The sequence below is a fragment of the Streptomyces sp. NPDC006925 genome (assembly GCF_042869575.1).
In the GTDB taxonomy this organism is placed as follows: domain Bacteria; phylum Actinomycetota; class Actinomycetes; order Streptomycetales; family Streptomycetaceae; genus Streptomyces.
This window is the reverse complement of record NZ_JBIAGB010000014.1, coordinates 45,665-64,229: the sequence shown is the minus strand read 5'-3', so window position 1 is coordinate 64,229 and position 18,565 is coordinate 45,665. Positions and strand designations below refer to the sequence as shown.

General features: G+C 73.0%; 15 protein-coding genes. 6 read left to right on the top strand and 9 right to left on the bottom strand.

From position 1 onward, the window contains the following. Nucleotides 1–76 precede the first annotated feature (76 nt). From ACFYNS_RS19845 to ACFYNS_RS19825, 5 genes are all read right to left on the bottom strand, one after another. Entirely contained in the window at nucleotides 77–652 is a 576-nt protein-coding gene (locus ACFYNS_RS19845; RefSeq protein ID WP_388604192.1) for a class I SAM-dependent methyltransferase, read from the bottom strand. Between the two features lie 119 nt (nucleotides 653–771). Next, nucleotides 772–1,047 carry a hypothetical protein gene (locus ACFYNS_RS19840; protein WP_388604190.1) on the bottom strand — a complete coding sequence of 92 codons (276 nt, stop codon included), beginning with the start codon at nucleotides 1,045–1,047 and terminating at the stop codon, nucleotides 772–774. Nucleotides 1,048–1,465: 418 nt separating this feature from the next. Next, a complete protein-coding gene (locus tag ACFYNS_RS19835) occupies nucleotides 1,466–2,614 on the bottom strand; it encodes an AAA family ATPase (RefSeq protein ID WP_388604188.1) in 1,149 nt (382 codons plus the stop codon). A 238-nt stretch (nucleotides 2,615–2,852) separates the two neighbouring features. Continuing rightward, on the bottom strand, nucleotides 2,853–3,506 hold the full coding sequence (locus tag ACFYNS_RS19830; protein ID WP_086022635.1) for a response regulator transcription factor: 654 nt from the start codon (nucleotides 3,504–3,506) through the stop codon (nucleotides 2,853–2,855). Nucleotides 3,507–3,619: 113 nt separating this feature from the next. Next, entirely contained in the window at nucleotides 3,620–4,969 is a 1,350-nt protein-coding gene (locus ACFYNS_RS19825; protein ID WP_360289725.1) for a PspC domain-containing protein, read from the bottom strand. Between the two features lie 616 nt (nucleotides 4,970–5,585). Between ACFYNS_RS19825 and ACFYNS_RS19820 the strand changes: the two genes are divergently transcribed. From ACFYNS_RS19820 to ACFYNS_RS19805, 4 genes are all read left to right on the top strand, one after another. Then, nucleotides 5,586–7,133 carry a PspC domain-containing protein gene (locus tag ACFYNS_RS19820; protein WP_388604186.1) on the top strand — a complete coding sequence of 516 codons (1,548 nt, stop codon included), beginning with the start codon at nucleotides 5,586–5,588 and terminating at the stop codon, nucleotides 7,131–7,133. Continuing rightward, entirely contained in the window at nucleotides 7,130–7,417 is a 288-nt protein-coding gene (locus tag ACFYNS_RS19815) for a hypothetical protein (RefSeq protein WP_388604184.1), read from the top strand. The genes ACFYNS_RS19820 and ACFYNS_RS19815 overlap by 4 nt, the downstream gene beginning before the upstream one ends. A gap of 220 nt (nucleotides 7,418–7,637) precedes the next feature. Beyond that, nucleotides 7,638–8,882 (top strand): MFS transporter, encoded by a 1,245-nt coding sequence (locus tag ACFYNS_RS19810; RefSeq protein WP_360289719.1) that lies wholly within the window; start codon nucleotides 7,638–7,640, stop codon nucleotides 8,880–8,882. A 110-nt stretch (nucleotides 8,883–8,992) separates the two neighbouring features. Beyond that, a complete protein-coding gene (locus ACFYNS_RS19805; RefSeq protein WP_360289717.1) occupies nucleotides 8,993–9,592 on the top strand; it encodes a cysteine hydrolase in 600 nt (199 codons plus the stop codon). Between the two features lie 347 nt (nucleotides 9,593–9,939). Here ACFYNS_RS19805 and ACFYNS_RS19800 read toward each other — a convergent pair whose 3' ends face one another. The 4 genes from ACFYNS_RS19800 to ACFYNS_RS19785 form a co-directional block, all read right to left on the bottom strand. Beyond that, a complete protein-coding gene (locus ACFYNS_RS19800; RefSeq protein WP_360289715.1) occupies nucleotides 9,940–10,563 on the bottom strand; it encodes a DoxX family protein in 624 nt (207 codons plus the stop codon). Between the two features lie 124 nt (nucleotides 10,564–10,687). Next, on the bottom strand, nucleotides 10,688–12,070 hold the full coding sequence (locus tag ACFYNS_RS19795; protein WP_388604183.1) for a hypothetical protein: 1,383 nt from the start codon (nucleotides 12,068–12,070) through the stop codon (nucleotides 10,688–10,690). A 768-nt stretch (nucleotides 12,071–12,838) separates the two neighbouring features. Further along, nucleotides 12,839–13,648 (bottom strand): class II aldolase/adducin family protein, encoded by an 810-nt coding sequence (locus tag ACFYNS_RS19790; RefSeq protein ID WP_388604181.1) that lies wholly within the window; start codon nucleotides 13,646–13,648, stop codon nucleotides 12,839–12,841. Nucleotides 13,649–13,855: 207 nt separating this feature from the next. Continuing rightward, nucleotides 13,856–14,974 (bottom strand): NlpC/P60 family protein, encoded by a 1,119-nt coding sequence (locus tag ACFYNS_RS19785; protein ID WP_360300750.1) that lies wholly within the window; start codon nucleotides 14,972–14,974, stop codon nucleotides 13,856–13,858. Between the two features lie 371 nt (nucleotides 14,975–15,345). Here ACFYNS_RS19785 and ACFYNS_RS19780 point away from each other — a divergent pair, with 371 nt between their 5' ends. Beyond that, nucleotides 15,346–15,699 (top strand): hypothetical protein, encoded by a 354-nt coding sequence (locus ACFYNS_RS19780; protein ID WP_388604179.1) that lies wholly within the window; start codon nucleotides 15,346–15,348, stop codon nucleotides 15,697–15,699. A gap of 192 nt (nucleotides 15,700–15,891) precedes the next feature. Then, nucleotides 15,892–18,462 (top strand): ATP-dependent DNA helicase, encoded by a 2,571-nt coding sequence (locus ACFYNS_RS19775; RefSeq protein WP_388604177.1) that lies wholly within the window; start codon nucleotides 15,892–15,894, stop codon nucleotides 18,460–18,462. Nucleotides 18,463–18,565: the final 103 nt, after the last annotated feature.

The window sequence follows — 18,565 nt, the reverse complement described above, 5'->3', positions numbered from 1 at the left end:
ATCTCCGCGTGTGTACGCACGGACGTCAACCACATGCCCTCCCCTTGACGAGTCCCGAGTCCCCCGCTCGAACTCATCAGTGGAGCACACGCCACTGACAGAACGTCATGCACTGATCGTCAACAGTGATCGCCCAGGGAGTTGCCGGCGCAGCGTGGATGTCGGCAGGCTGGGCGGGGGCGCCGGTCAGGTAGTGGGCGAGAGTGGAGAAGACCAGTCGCCCGCCGGGGCGCAGCGCGGCGGCTGCGGCTGGCAACAGCTCTCGCGGGTCGGTGAAGTCGACCGCTCCGAAGACGCTGTAGAGCACGTCATAGGTGCCGACCGTGGCGCGGAGGTGATGCACCACATCCGCGCACACGATGTGCAGACGGGGGCGAGGTGGCTGTACAGATCGGTTGCCATGGCGTGCTGGGCGGGGGGAGGCGTCGATGGCATCGACGCGAGCCGGACGGCGCCGGGCGGTCAGGTGGGCTGCATGCCGGGCAGCTCCGGCGCCCAGATCGCCGACGACCCGGTCGTCCAAGCCGCCCAGGACCTCGGTGCCGGGCCCGCTGTCCTGGCCCCAGTTCCAGAAGAAGGCGTCGGGGACGGCCCGGTCGGCGGCGTGGCGGGTGCGGCCGTAGTGATACCAGAGGTCTGCGGTGGCGGTCACCTGGCCCATACTCGCGGCCACGACTGGGCAGCGGGCCGGTTCCGGCCAATCTCACCCGGGCGCGCCGAAGGCCCTGGCCGCGGGCGGCCAGGGCCCGGGGAGAGAGCGGTGTGCGGGGGTCAGTGGGAGTTGTTGCCGTGGTGGCACGGGCCGCACTCGGCGGCGTCCGCCCACAGCGGCAGGTCGACCTCCCAGCCGTCGGCCGCGATGCGGTGCGCGGTCTTCATCACCGAGTCGTCGTTCTTCATCTCGATCAACGGCACGTGGTGGAGGAACTGACCGTCGTACTTCCCGCACAGCTCGGCGTAGGCCATCGTGTCGAGGATGATCGTGTGCACGCCGATGTCGACCACCTTGCTCGGGGCCAGACCGAGCTGCTGACCGCGGTGGTTCATCGCGGTCAGCAGCTAGGCGTAGCCCTGGCCCAGGACGCGGGTGGCCATAACCGAATCGTAGGGGCAGTCCCGCATCAACAGCCCGACCTGCTTGTCCCACAGGTCAGCCAACACCACCTCCGCACGGAGCGGACCGGGCCGGTCACGGAGTCGGTGGCTGTGGCCAGAGTGGCGGGTGCGGTTGCCATGGTGTGCCTCCGGTGGACGGTGTCCCGCAGGTCGGGGCGGCCACCTCCAGCACACCGCGCCGTCCGGCGTGTTGGGCATCAACTCCACTCCTGTGCAAGCGATTTGCACGTCGTGCAAGCGGCCTCGACAGCCTCAGCCGTGCGGCCATGGTGTGGAAGGCCCCTGGCTGTGCGCGTGGGAGGGGATCGTGTCTGTTGATCCGCTTTGGAACAGCGCGAGAGCACGCGAGTTAGCCGCGCAACGACATCCCGGCGCACTGATCCGCCTCGGGGAGGAGTCCGCGCGTCACCACGTCGCCCAGTCGGCCCTCGGCCATGACGGTGGCGTAGCCGTCCACGTCGGTCAGTCGTTGCAGTCGGCTGCTCCCGCTGTCGCGGTCCCGGTCGCAGACGACGACTCCCGGATGCTCGCTGCCGGTCAGGGCGGAGAGAAGGGCCGGGCTGTGGGTCGTCGCGAGTGTCTGCGTTCCGGCGCGTGCGGATGCTTCGCGGAGGAGTTCCAGCAGCAGCGACGCCTGCGAAGGGTGCAGTCCGTTCTCCAACTCCTCGACCACCAGCGTCAGCGAGGGCTCGGTGCCCGGCTCCTTGCCGATGTCCACGCCGTGCCGGCCGGTCAGCAGGGCGGTGGCGACGGCGAGGAACCGGAGCATGCCGTCGCTCAGTTCCCGTGCGGGGGTCGGGCCGCCCGCGCCCTCGTCCACGACGAGCATGACGTCACCCAGGTCGGAGCGTGTCGTGCGGACCTCCGAGATGGGGTGCTCGGCCACCCGGCGCAGGCCCGAGACGAGGCGGTCGAACTCCGCGGGCGACTGCTCGGCGATGCGTCGGACGGACGCCGACAGGTTCTCCGCACTGCGCCGGAGCTCGGCGTCGCGGGCAGGCACGTACTGCCGCATGAGGTGCGGGACCGGATCAAGGTGGAAGACGCCGCGAAGCGCGCCGAGTACGACCTCGGCAACCTCGATGACCTCGCGTTCGGCATCTGTCGTCGCGGGCAGCCGGGTCATCAACTGCGTCGCCAGCAACCGGTCCCAGCGCAGCGGCAGATGCGGTCGGCGGCCGGACTTACCCCGGTACCACCTGATACCGATGTCACCGCTGTCCGAGCGCGGCTCGACGGTCTCGTACAGCGTCTTGTTCCCGCTGTACGTCGGTCCCGTCAGCCGTTCGTCGAGGATGCGGACATCGGGTGCGACCTGCACCGTCACATCGAGGTGGGCCGGAGCGCCCCAGGGGGTGCTCACGGTGCAGCCGAGGGTGAACGTGTGCGAGCCGTGCGGCGGGCAGCCCTCCAGGCCACCGCGCACCGCACCGGTGTCCCGTCGGCGGCCGTCGAGCGCATCCCGGATCTCCTCGCCTTCGGCGAGCCGGGAGAGCACGTCGAGCCCGTCCAGCGCGTTGGACTTCCCACTGCTGTTGCGCCCGAGAGAGTCAGCGGCTCCAGGGGCAGTACGGCGTCGCGGAACGTCTTGAACTCCGTCAGACGCACTTCCGTGAGGGGGGCCGACGGCTCTTCGCGCGGCTGTCCCACTGCCTCGGGCACGGCGGTCTCCCCTCCTGAAACGCCTCCGGAATCGCTGATCGCAGCCTATACGCGGGACGCGGCGTCCCCGGGGCTCACACCAGCCGTCGTGCCGTCGCCCAGCGGGTCAGCTCGTGGCGGTTGGAGAGCTGGAGCTTGCGGAGTACCGCCGAGACGTGGGACTCGACTGTCTTGACGGAGATGAAGAGCTGCTTGGCGACTTCCTTGTAGGCGTAGCCGCGTGCGATGAGGCGCAGGACCTCGCGTTCGCGCTGGGTGAGCCGGTCCATGTCCTCGTCGACCGGCGGCGCGTCGGTGGAGGCGAAGGCGTCCAGGACGAAACCGGCCAGGCGTGGGGAGAAGACCGCGTCGCCGTCCGAGACGCGGAAGATCGCGCCGACCAGGTCGTCGCCGGTGATCGTCTTGGTGACGTAGCCGCGCGCGCCGCCGCGGATGACGCCGATGACGTCCTCGGCGGCGTCCGAGACCGACAGCGCCAGGAAGCGCACCGGCTGCTCGGCGTCGCCCATCAGCGGGGCACTGCGGCGCAGCACCTCGACGCCGCCCCCGCCGGGCAGGTGGACATCGAGGAGGACGACGTCGGGGCGGGTCGCCTCGATGACGGTCATCGCCTGGTCGACGTCGCCGGCCTCGCCGACCACGTCCACCCCCGTCTCGTCGGTGCGGCCGATCTCCGCCTGCACGCCCGCGCGGAACATCCGGTGGTCGTCCACCAGGACGACCCGCACCCGGCGGCCCCCGTCCGCGCCGTCCCCGCCACCGGGGCCGTTGCCGCCGTCGCCCTGCTGCGCGCTGCCCGTCGCCTCGTTGCCCGTCGACCCGCTGCCCGTCGCCTCGTTGGTCACGACTCCGCCGCCCTCTCCATCTCCAGTTCGACCTCTGTCCCCTCGCCCGGTGCAGTGCGCAGCCGCGCCGTGCCGCCGTTGCGCCGCATCCGGCCGATGATGGACTCGCGTACGCCCATCCTGTCCTCCGGCACGGCGTCCGGGTCGAAGCCCGGCCCGCGGTCCCGCACGGAGATGAAGACCGTACGGCCCTCCACCTCGGCGAAGACCTGCACGGCACCGCCCTCGCCACCGTACTTGGCGGCGTTGACCATCGCCTCGCGCGCGGCTTGGAGCTGGGCTCCCAGCGCCTCGTCCAGCGGGCAGTCGCCGACACAGACCACCTCCACGGGCACCCCGTGGTGGTCCTCGACCTCGGCGGCCGCGGCCTTGACCCCCTCGGCGAGCGTCTTCGGCTCGTCCTCCTCCTCGGCGGCGGCGCCCGACCCGTCGGCGGACCGGTACAGCCACGCGCGCAGCTCCCGCTCCTGGGCGCGGGCGAGCCGGGCCACCTCGCGCGGCTTCTCGGCGTTGCGCTGGATCAGGGTCAGGGTGTGCAGGACCGAGTCGTGGACGTGCGCGGCCACCTCGGCCCGCTCCTGCGCGCGGATGCGCATCAGCCGTTCCTCCGACAGGTCCTGCATCATCCGTACCAGGTAGGGGCCCGCCATCAGGGCGATGCCGACCAGTACCGCGAGCGCGGCCTGGAGCACGGCCCCCAGATGGCTGACCGAGCCCTGTACGACGACGATGCCGGTCACTCCGACGGCCACCAGCGCGACCCCCGCAGCGCTGCGGGCGATCGGCAGCAGCCTGGTGCGGCGGCCGACCTCCGCCCAGTGCGCCCGGCGGGAGTTGTCGGCCTGCCGCCACACCAGTGCGACGCCCGCACCGATCAGCACGACCGGCCACAGATAGGTGTTGGCGGCGCCGAACTGGAGGTTGTCCGCCATCACGACCACGGTGGTGATCAGCGCCAGCACGGCGAAGATCTGCCCCTTCTCCGGCTTGCGGAGGAAGCGGCGGCGCAGCCCGTCCCGGTCCGTGACGACCTCCGACAGCCCGCCCGCGCCGAGGCGGGGCCCGCTGCCGACCCCGCCGGTACCGAGCGGCACCACGAACCAGAACGCCGCGTACAGCAGCACCCCGAGGCCGTTGGCCACGCTGAGCGCTATGAAGACGATGCGCACCCACGAGACGGGCAGCCCCAGGTGCCCCGCGAGCCCGCGGGCCACGCCGCCCAGCATCCGGCCCTCCGCGCTGCGGTAGAGCTTGCGCAGCGGCGGATCTTCGGTCGGCGGCTCCGAGGACGCGGGTCGGGGTCCCTGCGGGGCCGCCTCGGAGGCGGGCGAGGCGGGCGCTGTCATGCACCGATCGTCACACGGGCCGCGCGACCGGACATCAGGGTTTCGCCCTGAGCCGTCCCGGACACCGCCCCGGGTTCCGGTTCCGGATCTCAGGGAGGTGTCCGGGTAGGCCCCCGATGCCCGCCGGTACGCGGGGCGCGACCATAGGGCCATGAGCGAGGAGGAGCAGCACCCGGCGGAGCCCGCCGCCGGTGCCGGCCGGGAGGGCCGCGAGCCTGCGTCCGGTGCGGACCGGGAGGGGCGCGGGCCCGCTTCCGGTGCGGATCGGGAGGAGCATGCGTCTGCTTCCGGTGCCGGCCGGGAGGGTCGCGAGCCTGCGTCCGGTGCGGACCGGGAGGGGCGCGGGCCCGCTTCCGGTGCGGATCGGGAGGAGCATGCGTCTGCTTCCGGTGCGGGCCGGGAAGGGCGCGAGCCTGCGTCCGGTGCGGATCGGGAGGGGCGCGGGCCCGCTTCCGGTGCGGATCGGGAGGGGCGTGGGTCTGCGTCTGGTGCGGACCGGGAGGGTTCTGTGGCGGGGGAGGGCGCGGAGACGGGCGCGGCCCGCGGGGCCGGGGGGAAGGGTACGGCCCGCGGGGCCGCGGAGGCGGGCACCGCTTCCTGGGGGGCGCACAATCCGGTGCCCGAGCCGCGCTCCGGCAGGCTGCGGCGCAGCCGCACCCACAAGGTCGCGGGGGGCGTGTGCGGCGGGCTCGGCCGGTACTTCGACCTCGATCCGGTGATCTTCCGGGTGCCGCTGGTGGTGCTGTCCGTCGTCGGGGGACTGGGATTCGTCTTCTACGGGTTCGCCTGGCTGCTGATCCCCGCCGAGGGGGAGACCCAGAACGAGGGGCGGCGGCTGCTGTCCGGCCGGGTGGAGGGCAGCTCGCTCTCGGCGATTCTGGTCGCGCTCGTCGGCTGCGGCCTGTTCCTCGCCTCGATCGGCAACCGCAGTGTGCCCTTCTCGCTGCTGCTGGTGGGCGCGGTGGCGGGTGCGGCGTACTGGTCGCAGCACCGCAGGCAGGCCGAGGCCGCCGGAGCCGAGGGGGCGCAGATCGACCCGGCGACAGCGCACGCCGTCGCCGACGCGCCGCCGGAGGCGCAGGCACCGCCGGTCGCGGTACCCGCCTCCTGGTGGCGGGAGCCGCTCACCAAGGAGGCCGGTGCCACCAAGGGCGCCGGTCCCGCACCGTGGCAGCCGGGCGGCGCGACCGGCTACCTGTGGGGCCCCGAGGGCGCCCTCCCCGCCGCGACACCGCCCGCCTCCTACGGGAGCCCCTGGGGACCGCCCAGGGTCCCGGCCCGAGGCGCCGGCACCGGCGGGATGCCGCCCGCACGCCGGGGCGGCCGGGGATCACTGGGCGGCTTCACCCTGCTCCTCGCGCTGCTGGCGGGCGGGATCGGCACCGCAGCGGCGTGGGAGACCCACCCGCTCGGCACGACCCTCGTCGTCGGTCTGAGCTGCGCGCTGGCGGTCTTCGGCCTCGGCCTGACACTCAGCGCGTTCGTCGGCCGCACCGGGCCGGGCACCCTCGTCTGCGTCGTGCTGACGGCCGGGCTGCTGGCGGGCGCCTCGGCGCTGCCGGACGACATCGCCACACACGTCCGCGAGACGCATTGGATGCCCACCTCCGTCGCGGAGGTCCGGCCGCGCTACGAGCTCGGCTCCGGCACCGGCGAACTGGACCTGAGCGGTACGGGCCTGAAGGCGGGCCAGACACTGCGGACCGGGGCCCGGGTCGGCGCGGGCGAGATCAAGGTCGTCGTACCGGCGAACGCGGTGGTCGAGGTGCGCGCGGACGTCGGTATGGGCGAGATGAGCTTCCCCCGCGCACTGGACGCCGACGGAGAGGTCGTCCACGACCGGGCCAGCGGCCTGGGAACGAACCGGAAGCTGACCCTGCGCCCGTTCGACGACGCGAAGCCGGAGGGCACGATCGTGGTGAAGCTGAGCGCCGGCGCGGGCCGCGTCGAGATCGTCCGGGCGCTGCCCTCGGGCGAGCGGACCGACACCGGGACCTCGTCCGGCGGCGGAACCCGGCAGAGCGCCGCACTCGCCGCCGAGCCCGGTGTCCGCCCCCACGCCGAGGGGACCGACGCCGACAGCGGGGGCGGCCCCGGCCCGCGTTCCGGAGGGGCACGGCAGTTCCCCGGCGCGGCCGCGTCCATGGGGGGAGGGACCCGATGAGGCACCGCTTCGAACCGTCCAGGCTGCTGCTCGGGCTGGCCATGATCGCTGTCGCGGTGCTCTACCTGCTGGACGCCGCGGGAGAGGTGAACATCCCCTTCTGGCTGCTGCTGGTGGTCGTGCCCGGTGCCCTGGTGCTGGCGGGACTGACCGCGCTGGCGACGTTCCTGGCCCGCCGCTCGGTCGCCCGCCGCCGGGAGCAGCGCGAGCCTGGCGGGCGCGAAGGCGGCGGACGCGAAGGCGGCGGACGCGAGCGCGGCGGATACGGCGCACGGGGGGCGTGAAGGGACGCGCCCTCCGCGCCGCCTGAGGGCTCCGGCTGCTTGCGCGCCGGCGGCGAAAGTACGCACTGCCTCAAGACGCACACCGACCCACCTCGTCGGACAACCGTCGGTTGTGGATTTCTGCCGGGTCGGTTGTTTGACCTGCTGCCGGCCTGCCCGCTTGTCTCTCATCGGTCAACGTCGGTTTGGGTGGGCAGGGCCCGAGGAGAGTGCGCTGAACATGGTGGGCAGGAGACGGTTGGGCCGGCAGTTCGGCTGGCTGTGGGCGTCCTACGCGGTGAGCGCGTACGGGTCCGGCCTGGGGTTCGGGGCGTTGCCGCTGATCGCTGTGCTGGTGCTGCATGCCGGGCCCGCCGAGGTGTCCGCGCTGTCCGCGGTGGGGCCCGCGGTGGGTGCGCTGATCGCTGTGCCGCTCGCGCCGTGGATGGAGTTCCGGCGCAAACGGCCGGTCATGATCGTGACGGACCTGGCCCGGTTTGCGGCCATGGCGACGATCCCCGTCGCCTACGCCTTCGGACGGCTCGGTTTCGTCCAACTCCTCGTGGTCTCGGCCGTGGCCGCCGCAGCCAAGATCGCCTTCAACGCGGCCGGCGGCGCCTATCTCAAGACCCTCGTGCGGCCGGACGACCTGCTCGTCGCCAACGCGCGGTTCGAGTCCACGAACTGGAGCTCCATCGCGGTGGGGCCACCGCTGGGCGGGGCGGCGATCGGCCTGTTCGGACCAGTCATCACCGTGCTGGCCGACGCGCTCAGCTACCTGCTCTCCGCACTGGGCATCACCGCGATCCGCGGCCAGGAGGAAGCCCCGCGGACCACCGGCAAGACCCCGCTCCGGGCAGGCGCACTGCTCGACGGCTGGCGACACATCATGGGCCACCCCGGGCTGCGGCCGCTCTACCTCAACCAGATGCTCGTCGCCGGTCTGATCATGGCCACCGAGCCGCTGCTGGCCGTGCTCCTGCTCCGCCGGCTCGGGTTCCCGCCCTGGCAGTACGCCCTGGCCTTCGCCGCCCCCTGTCTCGGCGGGCTCATCGGCTCCCGGCTGGCCCGCCGTGTCGTGGCCCGCTTCGGCCGGCACCGGGTCTTCCGGACCGTCGGCACCCTGCGCGCCATCTGGCTGATCGGCCTGGCCTTCGTCCGCCCCGGCGTCGTCGGCCTCGTCACCGTGATGGTCATCGAGCTGGCGATCATCGTCAACATGAGCCTGTACGGCCCGGTGCTCGCCACCTACCGGCTCGAACACACCCCCAAGCATCTCGTCGCCCGCACCCTGACGGCCTGGTCGATCGGCCAGCAGGCGTCCATCGCCGTCCTCACCGCACTCGCCGGGCTGCTCGCCGACATCACCAGTCCACGCACCGTCCTCACGGTCGCCGGACTGCTCATCCTGACCACCCCGCTCCTGCTTCCCCGACCGGACCAGACCTCGCAGCACGAGCCGGAACTGTCCCACAGCCACGCATGAGACACCGCAACACGCCTCTGAAGTCCGCCGCACTCAGCCGGTCCACCGGCGCGCGTCCGCTTCGACAAGGCACACCACCAGCAAGGCACACCAGCAAGGAGAACACTCGCGTGAGCACTGCCCCCGCACTTGACCCCACGCACACCGCGCTTGTCGTCATGGACTACCAACCCGCGATCCTGGCCTCTGTGTCCGAAGGCGAGGACCCTGACGCGCTGCTCGACCGTGTGGGAGGGGCCATCGCCGACGTGCGCGCAGCCGGCGGCACCATCGCCTACGTACGCGTCGGCTTCACCGAGGCCGACTGGGACGCGATCCCGGCCACCAACAAGTCCTTCGCCCCGCTGGCCCGACACCGCGCCATGCACCACAAGGACCCTGCCGCTGCCATCCACCAGCGGCTCGCGCCCCAGGACGGTGACATCGTCGTGCGCAAGATCCGCTACGGCGGCATGTCCACCACCGACCTCGACCAGCAGCTACGCGAGCGCGGTGTCACCGCTCTGGTCGTCTCCGGCATCAGTACCAGCGGAGTCGTCCTGTCCACCGTCCTCGACGCGGCCGACCGCGACTACCAGCTCTACGTCCTGTCCGACGGCGTCGCCGACCCGGACACCGAAGTCCACGACGTCCTGCTCCACCGAGTCCTCCCCACCCGGGCACACATCGTCGACACCACGGAGATGCACGCCCTGCTCCGGGCCGACTGACGCGAACCACCAGCCGATCCCGTGCGGCCCGGCAGCGGCCCGGAGCATCACCGCCACCGACCGCAGCCGCCGACCCCACCGCCGTCACTCGTCAGCGCCACAACCTGAGTCGGCGTTCCGGGACGGGCATCTCCTCGTCGTAGCCTCATGGCCGACGCCCCGCATCCTCGTACTGCCGCTCGGCGCCGATGCGGACGGACGACGACGCCGAACGGGCATGCCGAGGAGGACGGTGGCGAGTCGGACCTCCACGTCGCGCATGGCGGCGCGTTTCTGTTCTGCGGTACGGCGAGGCCGGTCTCGGCTGCGGTGACCTCGCCGAGCCGACCGTCTCCTGGCCCGCGGCACTAGCCGAAGATCTGCTGCCCCTTGCGGCGCTTGCGCACCGCCAGCAGCGAGTCGAACGAGAACATCGGCGCCCCCGCCATCAGCAGCGGCAGCCACGCCATCAGGTACGGCAGGTCGTTGCCGTAGTAGTACGGCTCGCTGGACCAGCTCACCGTCATCCACAGGCAGAAGGAGAGCAGCGCCCCGCCCGCGGCCGCCACGCGGGCCCACAGGCCGCACAGGGTGCCCAGGCCGATGGCCACCTCCCCGATGCCGATGGCCGTACCGAACCCCTGCGGGCTCTGCTGCGCCAGCTCGACCATCCAGGTGGCCGCCGCGGAGTCGTGCACGGCCGTCAGCGTCGCGGCGAACGAACCGGGACCGGAACCGGCGAGGAAGTCGGGGTCGGTCAGCTTGTCGATGCCGGCGTAGAGGAACGTGATGCCGAGGAAGAGTCGCAGCGGGAGCAGTGCGTGGCGGGCGGCGAGACCGCGCGCGCCCAGCGGTCCTCCAACGACCGGCCCCGGGTAGCCGCTGACGGCCTTGGGCCCCTCGTCCGCCCGGCCACCTACCGCCCCACGGCCACCTGCCGCCCCACGGCCACCCGTTGGCTCTTGGCCACCCGTCGGCCCTGTCACAGACATGCGTCGCTCCCGCCTCTCGCAGCCGTGTTCGCGTGCGGAGGCGATTCTTCACCCACGGCCTACCCGACTGGCAAGTGCCCCGCGATCCCTCCGGGAGACCTGCCGTGCGGCTCCGCGAGAACGGTCACTCGACGACGTCGATCGGATAGCGGTTGGTCTCCGCGCCCGCTGCCGTGACTACTTGGACCTCCACCCGGCCCGGTTCGACCTCGGCAGGAACGGGAACGTTCAGCGCGGTGTCCGCAGGGCTCTCGAAACCGCCGGGCACCGGGATCAGCGGAGCGTGCACATGGACGGCGCCGATCCGGACCACCACCCGGGCCAACCGGTCGGGTGCGGTGGCGCCCGGCGGGACGAAGCCCGCGCCCCGGATCTCGATGTCGTCGCCGGTGCGGATGGGCGAGTGCAGGTCGCCCATCTCCCGGGCCCGCACCACCGACAGCACCACGGGCCTGCCGCCCTCCGCGTACTTCCCGGCCAGATACGTCGCAGCCGAGACGACGACCAGCAGCGCCAGCCCCCAGGGCAGATCGGGCAGCCGTTCGGGCTGGCGGGACAGCCGGACCGCGGCGAAGACCACCGCTACCCCGTTGATGAGCACGTACTGCACATCCGAGAACGCGCCCCGGCCCGCGTCGTCGGTCAGCAGATCGGCGGCGTGCGGGCGGTCGGCGCGCACCTTCTGCAGCCTCCTGCCCTGCACCCGCACCGCCACCGTGCGGCGCACCACGACCGCGACCGCGCAGGTGAGCGCGAGTACGGTGACCACCCCCGCGCCGCGGGAGAGATCCAGCCCGGCCAGCAGCGCGCGGCGGGCCCCCGGGGTGGGCGCCGCCGCCAGCTCGACGGCCAGCACCAGCACGGCGAAGACGGACAGCAGCACCCACCCGGCGGCCACCGTCCGGGAGGTGGACAGCCGGTTGTCCTCACCGATGACCGGCGCCAGCACCCCGCCCCGCGACCGGTGCAGCCAGGCGGCGACGGACAGTCCCACCGCCGAGACGCCGGCCGCCACCAGCCCCGCGGTGCGGCCCGTGGACCAGCCGCCGGCCAGCGCGGTCAGCAACTGCACCAGCAGCAGCAACCCGGCGGCGACCCAGACGGTGCCCACGGTCCGCCGCCACAGCCGCGCCACCCACGCCTCGCCCTCCTCGCGGCTCCGATCGGCGAGCGCCCGCGCCGTACCGGTCAGCTCGTCGGACACCCACTGGCGGGAGGCCCCTGCCGAGTGCGCCAGCCCGACCGGGACACCCAGGCCAACCGCCAACTCGTCCCGGCGCTGCACGAAGGCGGCCAGCGCCTTGCGGTAGCTCTGGCGGGCGCCGTGCGGACAGTTGTCGCACTGGCAGGTCGCCCGGCCGCCGTTGTCGCCGCTGCCGCTGCCGCCGGTGCTACCGCTGTCGCCGTCGGCGTGGCGGGCGGGGGCGAACGGCGGGGTCGAGGGGGGCGGTGGAGGCGAGGGAGGAGAGGGGTGCGATGTGGGTGAGGTGGGCGACGGGGTCGGCATCGATGGAACCCTTGCGGTCGTTCCCTCTGGTGCGCGCGGGGAGCGCGGGGCGCGTGGGGAGGGGGGCGTGGCGGAGCGTGCGCCGGGGACGCGGCCCGCGCCGGGGGCGGAGGCCGCCCCGGCTGCCCCGGTAGTCCCGGTAGTCCCGGTAGTCCCGGTCGTTCCTGTGGTCCCGGTAGTCCCGGTCGTTCCTGTGGTCCCGGCCGTTCCCGTCGTGCCTGTCGCCCTGGTCGCGCCTGCCGACGCCCTCGTCCCGGCAGACCTGGCCGTCCCGGTACCACCTGTCGCGCCGGATGCTCCGGGTGCGGCGCCCGAGCTTGCAGCGGTGCCGGTCGTGGTGGGGGAGCCCTTGCCGGTGGCGCCGCCCGGCCCGGTGGGGGCGCCCCTGTCCGGGCCGGTTCCCCGTGCCGCGGCGCTGCCCCTGGCGGCACCACCCCTGCCGGCCGCGGAGTCCCGTGCCGCGGAGTCCCGTACGGGGGAGCCCTGTGCGGCGGAGTCCCGTGCCCCGGCGGAGCTCTTCCCCGCGGCCGGGCCGGTGCCCGCCGCGGGAGCGGTACTCGCAGCGGAGCCGGTGGCGCCCGAGGTGGAACCCGTATCGGAGGGCCGACTCGTGCCGCGGGCGGCACTGGAGCCCGGTGCGCCGCCGTCGTGCCCGTCGTCGTCGCCCGGGCCCTCCGGGCCGTCCTGTGCCGTGTCCACGGCCACTGTGCAACCCCGCCTCTCAACTTCCGTGGGTTGGAAGGGGATTGTGCCTTACATGAGCCGATGTCAGCTCAGCAGGTCCGGTTCGTCCCGGGTGATCCTCGCGTAGAGAGGTTGATAGTTGTGCCATGCGGCGAGATCGCTGCCGAGCTGTTCGCGGGCCGCCACGGCGTTCCGGTGCTCGACGGGCACCGGCTTTCCTGCTGCCTTCGCGGCGAGCTGGATCTCGCAGGCGCGCTCCAGCTGAAGGAGCCACCAGGCCGCCGCGTCCACCGAGTCCCCGACCGCCAACAAGCCGTGATTGCGCAGGATGACGGCCTTGTGCGGGCCCAGAGCCGTGGCGATCCGCGCGCCGTCCCCGGCATCCACGGCCACGCCGGTCCACTGGTCCAGGAGCGCGTGGTCCTCGTAGAAGGCACACGCCTCCTGGGTGAGTGGTTCGAGCGGTTCCCCGAGCGCCGCGAACGCCCGCCCGTACGTCGTATGGCAGTGGGCGACGGCCACCACATCGGGTCGCGCGCAATGCACCTGAGAGTGAACCGCGAACGCCGCCTGGTTGACATGGCGGCGTCCCTCCCGCACCCGGCCCTCGCGGTCCACGAGGAGCAGATCGCCGGCCGTGACATGGCCGAACGGGACGCCGAACGGGTTCACCCAGCAGCAGTCGGTGAACTCCGGGTCCCGCACCGTGATGTGGCCGGAGACCCCGTCCTCGAATCCCATCCTGCCGAACAGCCGCAGTGCCGCCGCCAGCCGCTGCTTGCGGTGGGAACGTGCCTCCGCGGCCGACGCGTGCTCGGGCGGTTCGGCCAGGCGCAGTCGTCCGACCGGTACCGGAGGCGGTGGGGGAGGGGCTGGGACGGCGGGCTCGGACATGGGTCCCTCCGTTCGGCTGTGTTGCGGCTGCGTGCACACCCGGGCAGCCACGGAAGCTAGCCCCCCGCGCCGGAACTGGCCAGACCCGTGCCGCTCCCGCACACCCCCGGAGCAGGTCGGCCCGCGGGAGCGGCACGGAGCCGGAGGCCGGGGCCGGAAGCCGGGACCGGAGGGCGGGAAGGTGCGGCGCGTGCGCTGCCGGAGCCGTCACGCGGGGCGCACCGCCCCGGCGTAGGGCATCTGATCGATCGGAGCGACGCGCACCGCGGTACCGGGCCGGGGGGCGTGGATCATACGGCCGCCGCCGACGTACAGCCCGACGTGGCTGACGCTGTCGTAGAAGAACACCAGGTCACCTGGGGCGAGGTCGCCGCGCGGCACCCGCCTGCCGACGCGGATCTGGCTGTAGGTGGTCCGCGGCAGTGCGACGCCCGCGGCCCGCCAGGCGGCCTGCGTCAGACCGGAGCAGTCGTATCCGGACGGGCCCGTGCCGCCCCACACATACGGCTTGCCCAGCGCGCCGCGGGCGAAGGCGACCGCCCGCGCGGCCCGGCCGACCGGTGCGGGTCCCGGCGTCTCCTCCGGCGCCGGATGGACTGCCGGGCCGCCGCCGCGGTCCGCTTCCGCCGTCCGGGACGGCCGGTGCGGCCGGGTGCGGGCCGTGCGGGCCCTCTCCTCGAGCACGGCTGCGCGCTGCTCGGCGGTGAGCTCGCCGAGCAGCCGCTGCGCCTGCTGGAGCTTGCCGCGGACCGTGCGTTTGTGGCGGCGGGTGCGCTCAGCCGCCTCCGCCAGCTCCGCGGAGACGCCCGCCGCCTCCTCCCGCACCTGGGCGAGCTGCCGCCTGCGGTGCGCGGCGCGCTGCACGACCGCCGCCTGCCGGTCCCCGGCGCGCTCGGTGGCCGCCGCCCGCTCCAGGTAGTCCTCGGGGGCGGCGGTGAGCACGAGGCGCAGGGCGGGATCGACGCCGCTGCCGTCGCGGTACTGCGCCGCCGCGTAGGAGCCGAGCGTCCGCCGCGAAGCGTTCAGCTTCTGCTGCCGGCGGGCCGCCTCGTCCCCCAGCGCCTCCAGCCTGGTCCGCGCGCTCCGCGCCTTCTCCTGGGCACCGTTGTACGCCTCGGTCGCCCGCTCGGCCTCCCGGTGCAGCCGGTCGACCTTCGCCTTGACGCGGGTCGTGTCCGGCTGCGGGGTCCGCGGCTGCGCCGAGGCGGACCCCTGGAGGGAGGTGGCCCCCGCGGCGCCCGCGAGGACGAGGGTGAGAGCGGTGCGGACCGCAGGCGCGGTGAACGCGGCGAAGGAGCAGGGGGTGGGCTTGCGGTGCGAGGCCATGGCGGCCGTCACTTCCTCACTGGTGCTGACGGATCCCGCGGGCGCTGCTGCGCCGTCCGCGGGGCGGTGCGGCGGTGCCGGGCACGTTCCCGCGAACGGCGCCGGGCGCATCGCACCTGCTCCTGGTTCTGGAGTGGCCGCGCCGACCGGCGGGGCGCGGCCACGTGACGAGGACGCTATGCGGAAGGGGGCCGAAGAGGCACGGGGATGACCGCAAGTGAGCCGTTTCGTCCACATGCTGTCCGGACCGCGCCACCTGCCGACTCGAAGCCGGGGGCATATGCGCGGTCCTGACCGGCCGGGGGCGAGCGCCTGCGGGGAAGCCGGGGGCGTGCTAAAGGCCCCGAAAACACCCGGATACGCTCGCGGCCATGGACGTACTGATCAATATCTTCGTCGGCCTGCACATCATCGGCATAGCCGCGCTCCTGGGCGGCTTCCTCGCCCAGGTGAAGGCGATCGGCAGCGGCGAGGCCCGGATCAGCCCCAGCATGCTGCACGGGGCGCTGACCATGCTGATCACCGGCGTGGCGCTGGTCGGACTCCACCAGGCGGACGGCGGCGCGGTGAACAACGTCAAGATCGGACTCAAGCTGGCGCTGCTCGTGGTGATCCTCGGAGTCACCTACGTCAAGCGCGACGAGGACCGGCTGAGCGCCCCGCTCTTCGGCTCGGTCGGCCTGCTGACGACGGCGAACATCTTCATCGCCGTGCTCTGGGTCTGAGCGTGCGCTCCTCTGCGGTATGGCGGTATCGCGGTATCGCGGTATGGCGGTGTGAAGGCCGCGTGCAGCGCCGCATCGGCCGCGCCGAGTGAATCGCACAAAATACGCAAAAAGGTCAGCAGAAAGTGTGGATGGCCCTGGTTTTCCACAGGGCTCCGGAGTGTCGGCGCGGCGGCCTAGACTCGGACGACGATGAGCAGCCTTTTCGACGACAGCTTCCTGGCGGACCTCGACGGCGCGGCACCCGAGGCGGACGCGGCGCCGCCGCCCGACCCCGAGGAGGACGGGGGCCCGGCCCCCGCCGAGGAGGTCCCGGACGATCTCTTCGCGGGCACCTTCGCGGGCGGCGCCCGCGGAGCCGCCGCGCGTGACGCCTACCACCGCGACGGCGCCCCCCGGTCGGTCATCGACCCCGCAGCGCTGCTGGAGGGGATGAACGAACAGCAGCGGGACGCCGTGCTGCACGCGGGCTCCCCGCTGCTCATCGTCGCCGGAGCGGGTTCGGGCAAGACGCGGGTGCTCACCCACCGCATCGCCCACCTGCTGGGCGCCCGCAACGTGCACCCCGGGCAGATCCTCGCCATCACCTTCACCAACAAGGCAGCCGGCGAGATGAAGGAGCGCGTCGCCGAGCTGGTGGGGCCGCGCGCGCAGTCCATGTGGGTCTCCACCTTCCACAGCGCGTGCGTGCGCATCCTGCGCCGCGAGAGCAAGAAGCTGGGCTTCACCTCATCGTTCTCGATCTACGACGCGGCCGACTCCAAGCGCCTGATGGCCCTCGTCTGCCGCGACCTGGACCTGGACCCCAAGCGTTTCCCGCCCAAGGCGTTCAGCGCCAAGGTCTCCAACCTCAAGAACGAGCTGGTCGACGAGGAGGACTTCGCGGGCCGGGCCGCCGACGGATTCGAGAAGACCCTCGCCGAGGCGTACACGATGTACCAGGCGAGGCTGCGCGAGGCCAACGCGCTGGACTTCGACGATCTGATCATGACCACGGTCCACCTGCTCCAGGCGTTCCCCGACGTGGCCGAGCACTACCGGCGCCGCTTCCGGCACGTCCTGGTCGACGAGTACCAGGACACCAACCACGCCCAGTACCAACTGGTGCGCGAGCTGGTCGGCCCGGCCGAGGAGCAGGCCGAGCTGTGCGTCGTGGGCGACGCCGACCAGTCCATCTACGCCTTCCGCGGGGCCACCATCCGCAACATCCTCCAGTTCGAGGAGGACTACCCGGACGCGACCACGATCCTGCTGGAGCAGAACTACCGCTCCACGCAGACCATCCTCAGCGCCGCCAACGCGGTCATCGAGCGGAACGCGGACCGCCGCCCCAAGAACCTCTGGACCCGGGCGGGCTCCGGCCCGCGCATCACCGGCTACGTCGCCGACACCGAGCACGACGAGGCCCAGTTCGTCGCCGAGGAGATCGACCGGCTCAGCGACGGAGAGGCCGATGGCCCCGGCGCGGCGGGGAGCCCCGGTACCGACAGCGCCGACGGCACCGACAGCGGCGGCGACGGCGCGGCCCGGGTCCGCCCCGGCGACATCGCCGTCTTCTACCGCACCAACGCGCAGTCCCGCGTCTTCGAAGAGGTCTTCATCCGCGTGGGCCTGCCCTACAAGGTCGTCGGCGGAGTCCGCTTCTACGAGCGCCGCGAGGTCCGCGACATACTGGCGTATCTGCGGGTGCTGGCCAACCCGGAGGACGCGGTGCCGCTGCGCCGCATCCTCAACGTGCCCAAGCGGGGCATCGGCGACCGGGCCGAGGCCATGATCGAGGCGCTGGCGCTGCGCGAGAAGATCACGTTCCCGCAGGCGCTCGCCCGGGTCGAGGAGGCGTACGGCATGGCCGCGCGCTCCCTCAACGCCGTCAAGCGGTTCAACACGCTGATGGAGGAGCTGCGCACGGTCGTGGAGTCCGGCGCCGGTCCGGCCACGGTGCTGGAGGCGGTGCTGGAGCAGACGGGGTACCTCGCCGAGCTCCAGTCCTCCACCGACCCGCAGGACGAGACCCGCATCGAGAACCTCCAGGAACTCGCCGCCGTCGCGCTGGAGTTCGAGCAGGAGCGGGGCGAGGACGAGTCGCCCGGCACCCTCGCCGACTTCCTGGAGCGGGTCGCCCTGGTCGCCGACTCCGACCAGATCCCGGAGGAGGGCGACGACGACGGTGTCGTGACGCTCATGACCCTGCACACGGCCAAGGGCCTCGAGTTCCCCGTGGTCTTCCTGACCGGCATGGAGGACGGCGTCTTCCCGCACATGCGGGCCCTCGGCCAGGCCAAGGAACTGGAGGAGGAGCGCCGGCTCGCCTACGTCGGCATCACCCGCGCCCAGGAACGGCTCTACCTCACCCGCGCCGGAATGCGCAGCGCATGGGGCCAGCCCTCCTACAATCCGCCCTCCCGCTTCCTGGAGGAGATCCCCGCCGAGTACCTCGACTGGAAGCGCACCGGCAGCGGGGGCGGCGGCCTGGGCGTCGGCGGGACGGGTGCGGCGACGGGTGCCGGGATCGGGGTGACCCTCTCCTCCAGCAGGGGAGCCGCTGCCCGGCGGGGCGGCCCCTCGGGGTTCGCGACCCGGCGGGCCGGCGACCGTCCGGTGGTCTCCCTCCAGATCGGCGACCGCGTCACCCACGACAGCTTCGGCCTCGGCACGGTGCAGTCGGTCAAGGGCAGCGGGGACAACGCCGAGGCGACGATCGACTTCGGCGGCGAGAAGCCCAAGCGGCTGCTGCTGCGCTACGCACCCGTGGAGAAGCTGTAGGGCGAGGGCGCCGACACGTTCGCGCCCGGACCGTACGGTCCGGGCGCCGGGTCATGGGCCCGGTCCGGTCACACCCGGGGCCACGCCTGAGGGCCGGGGGCAA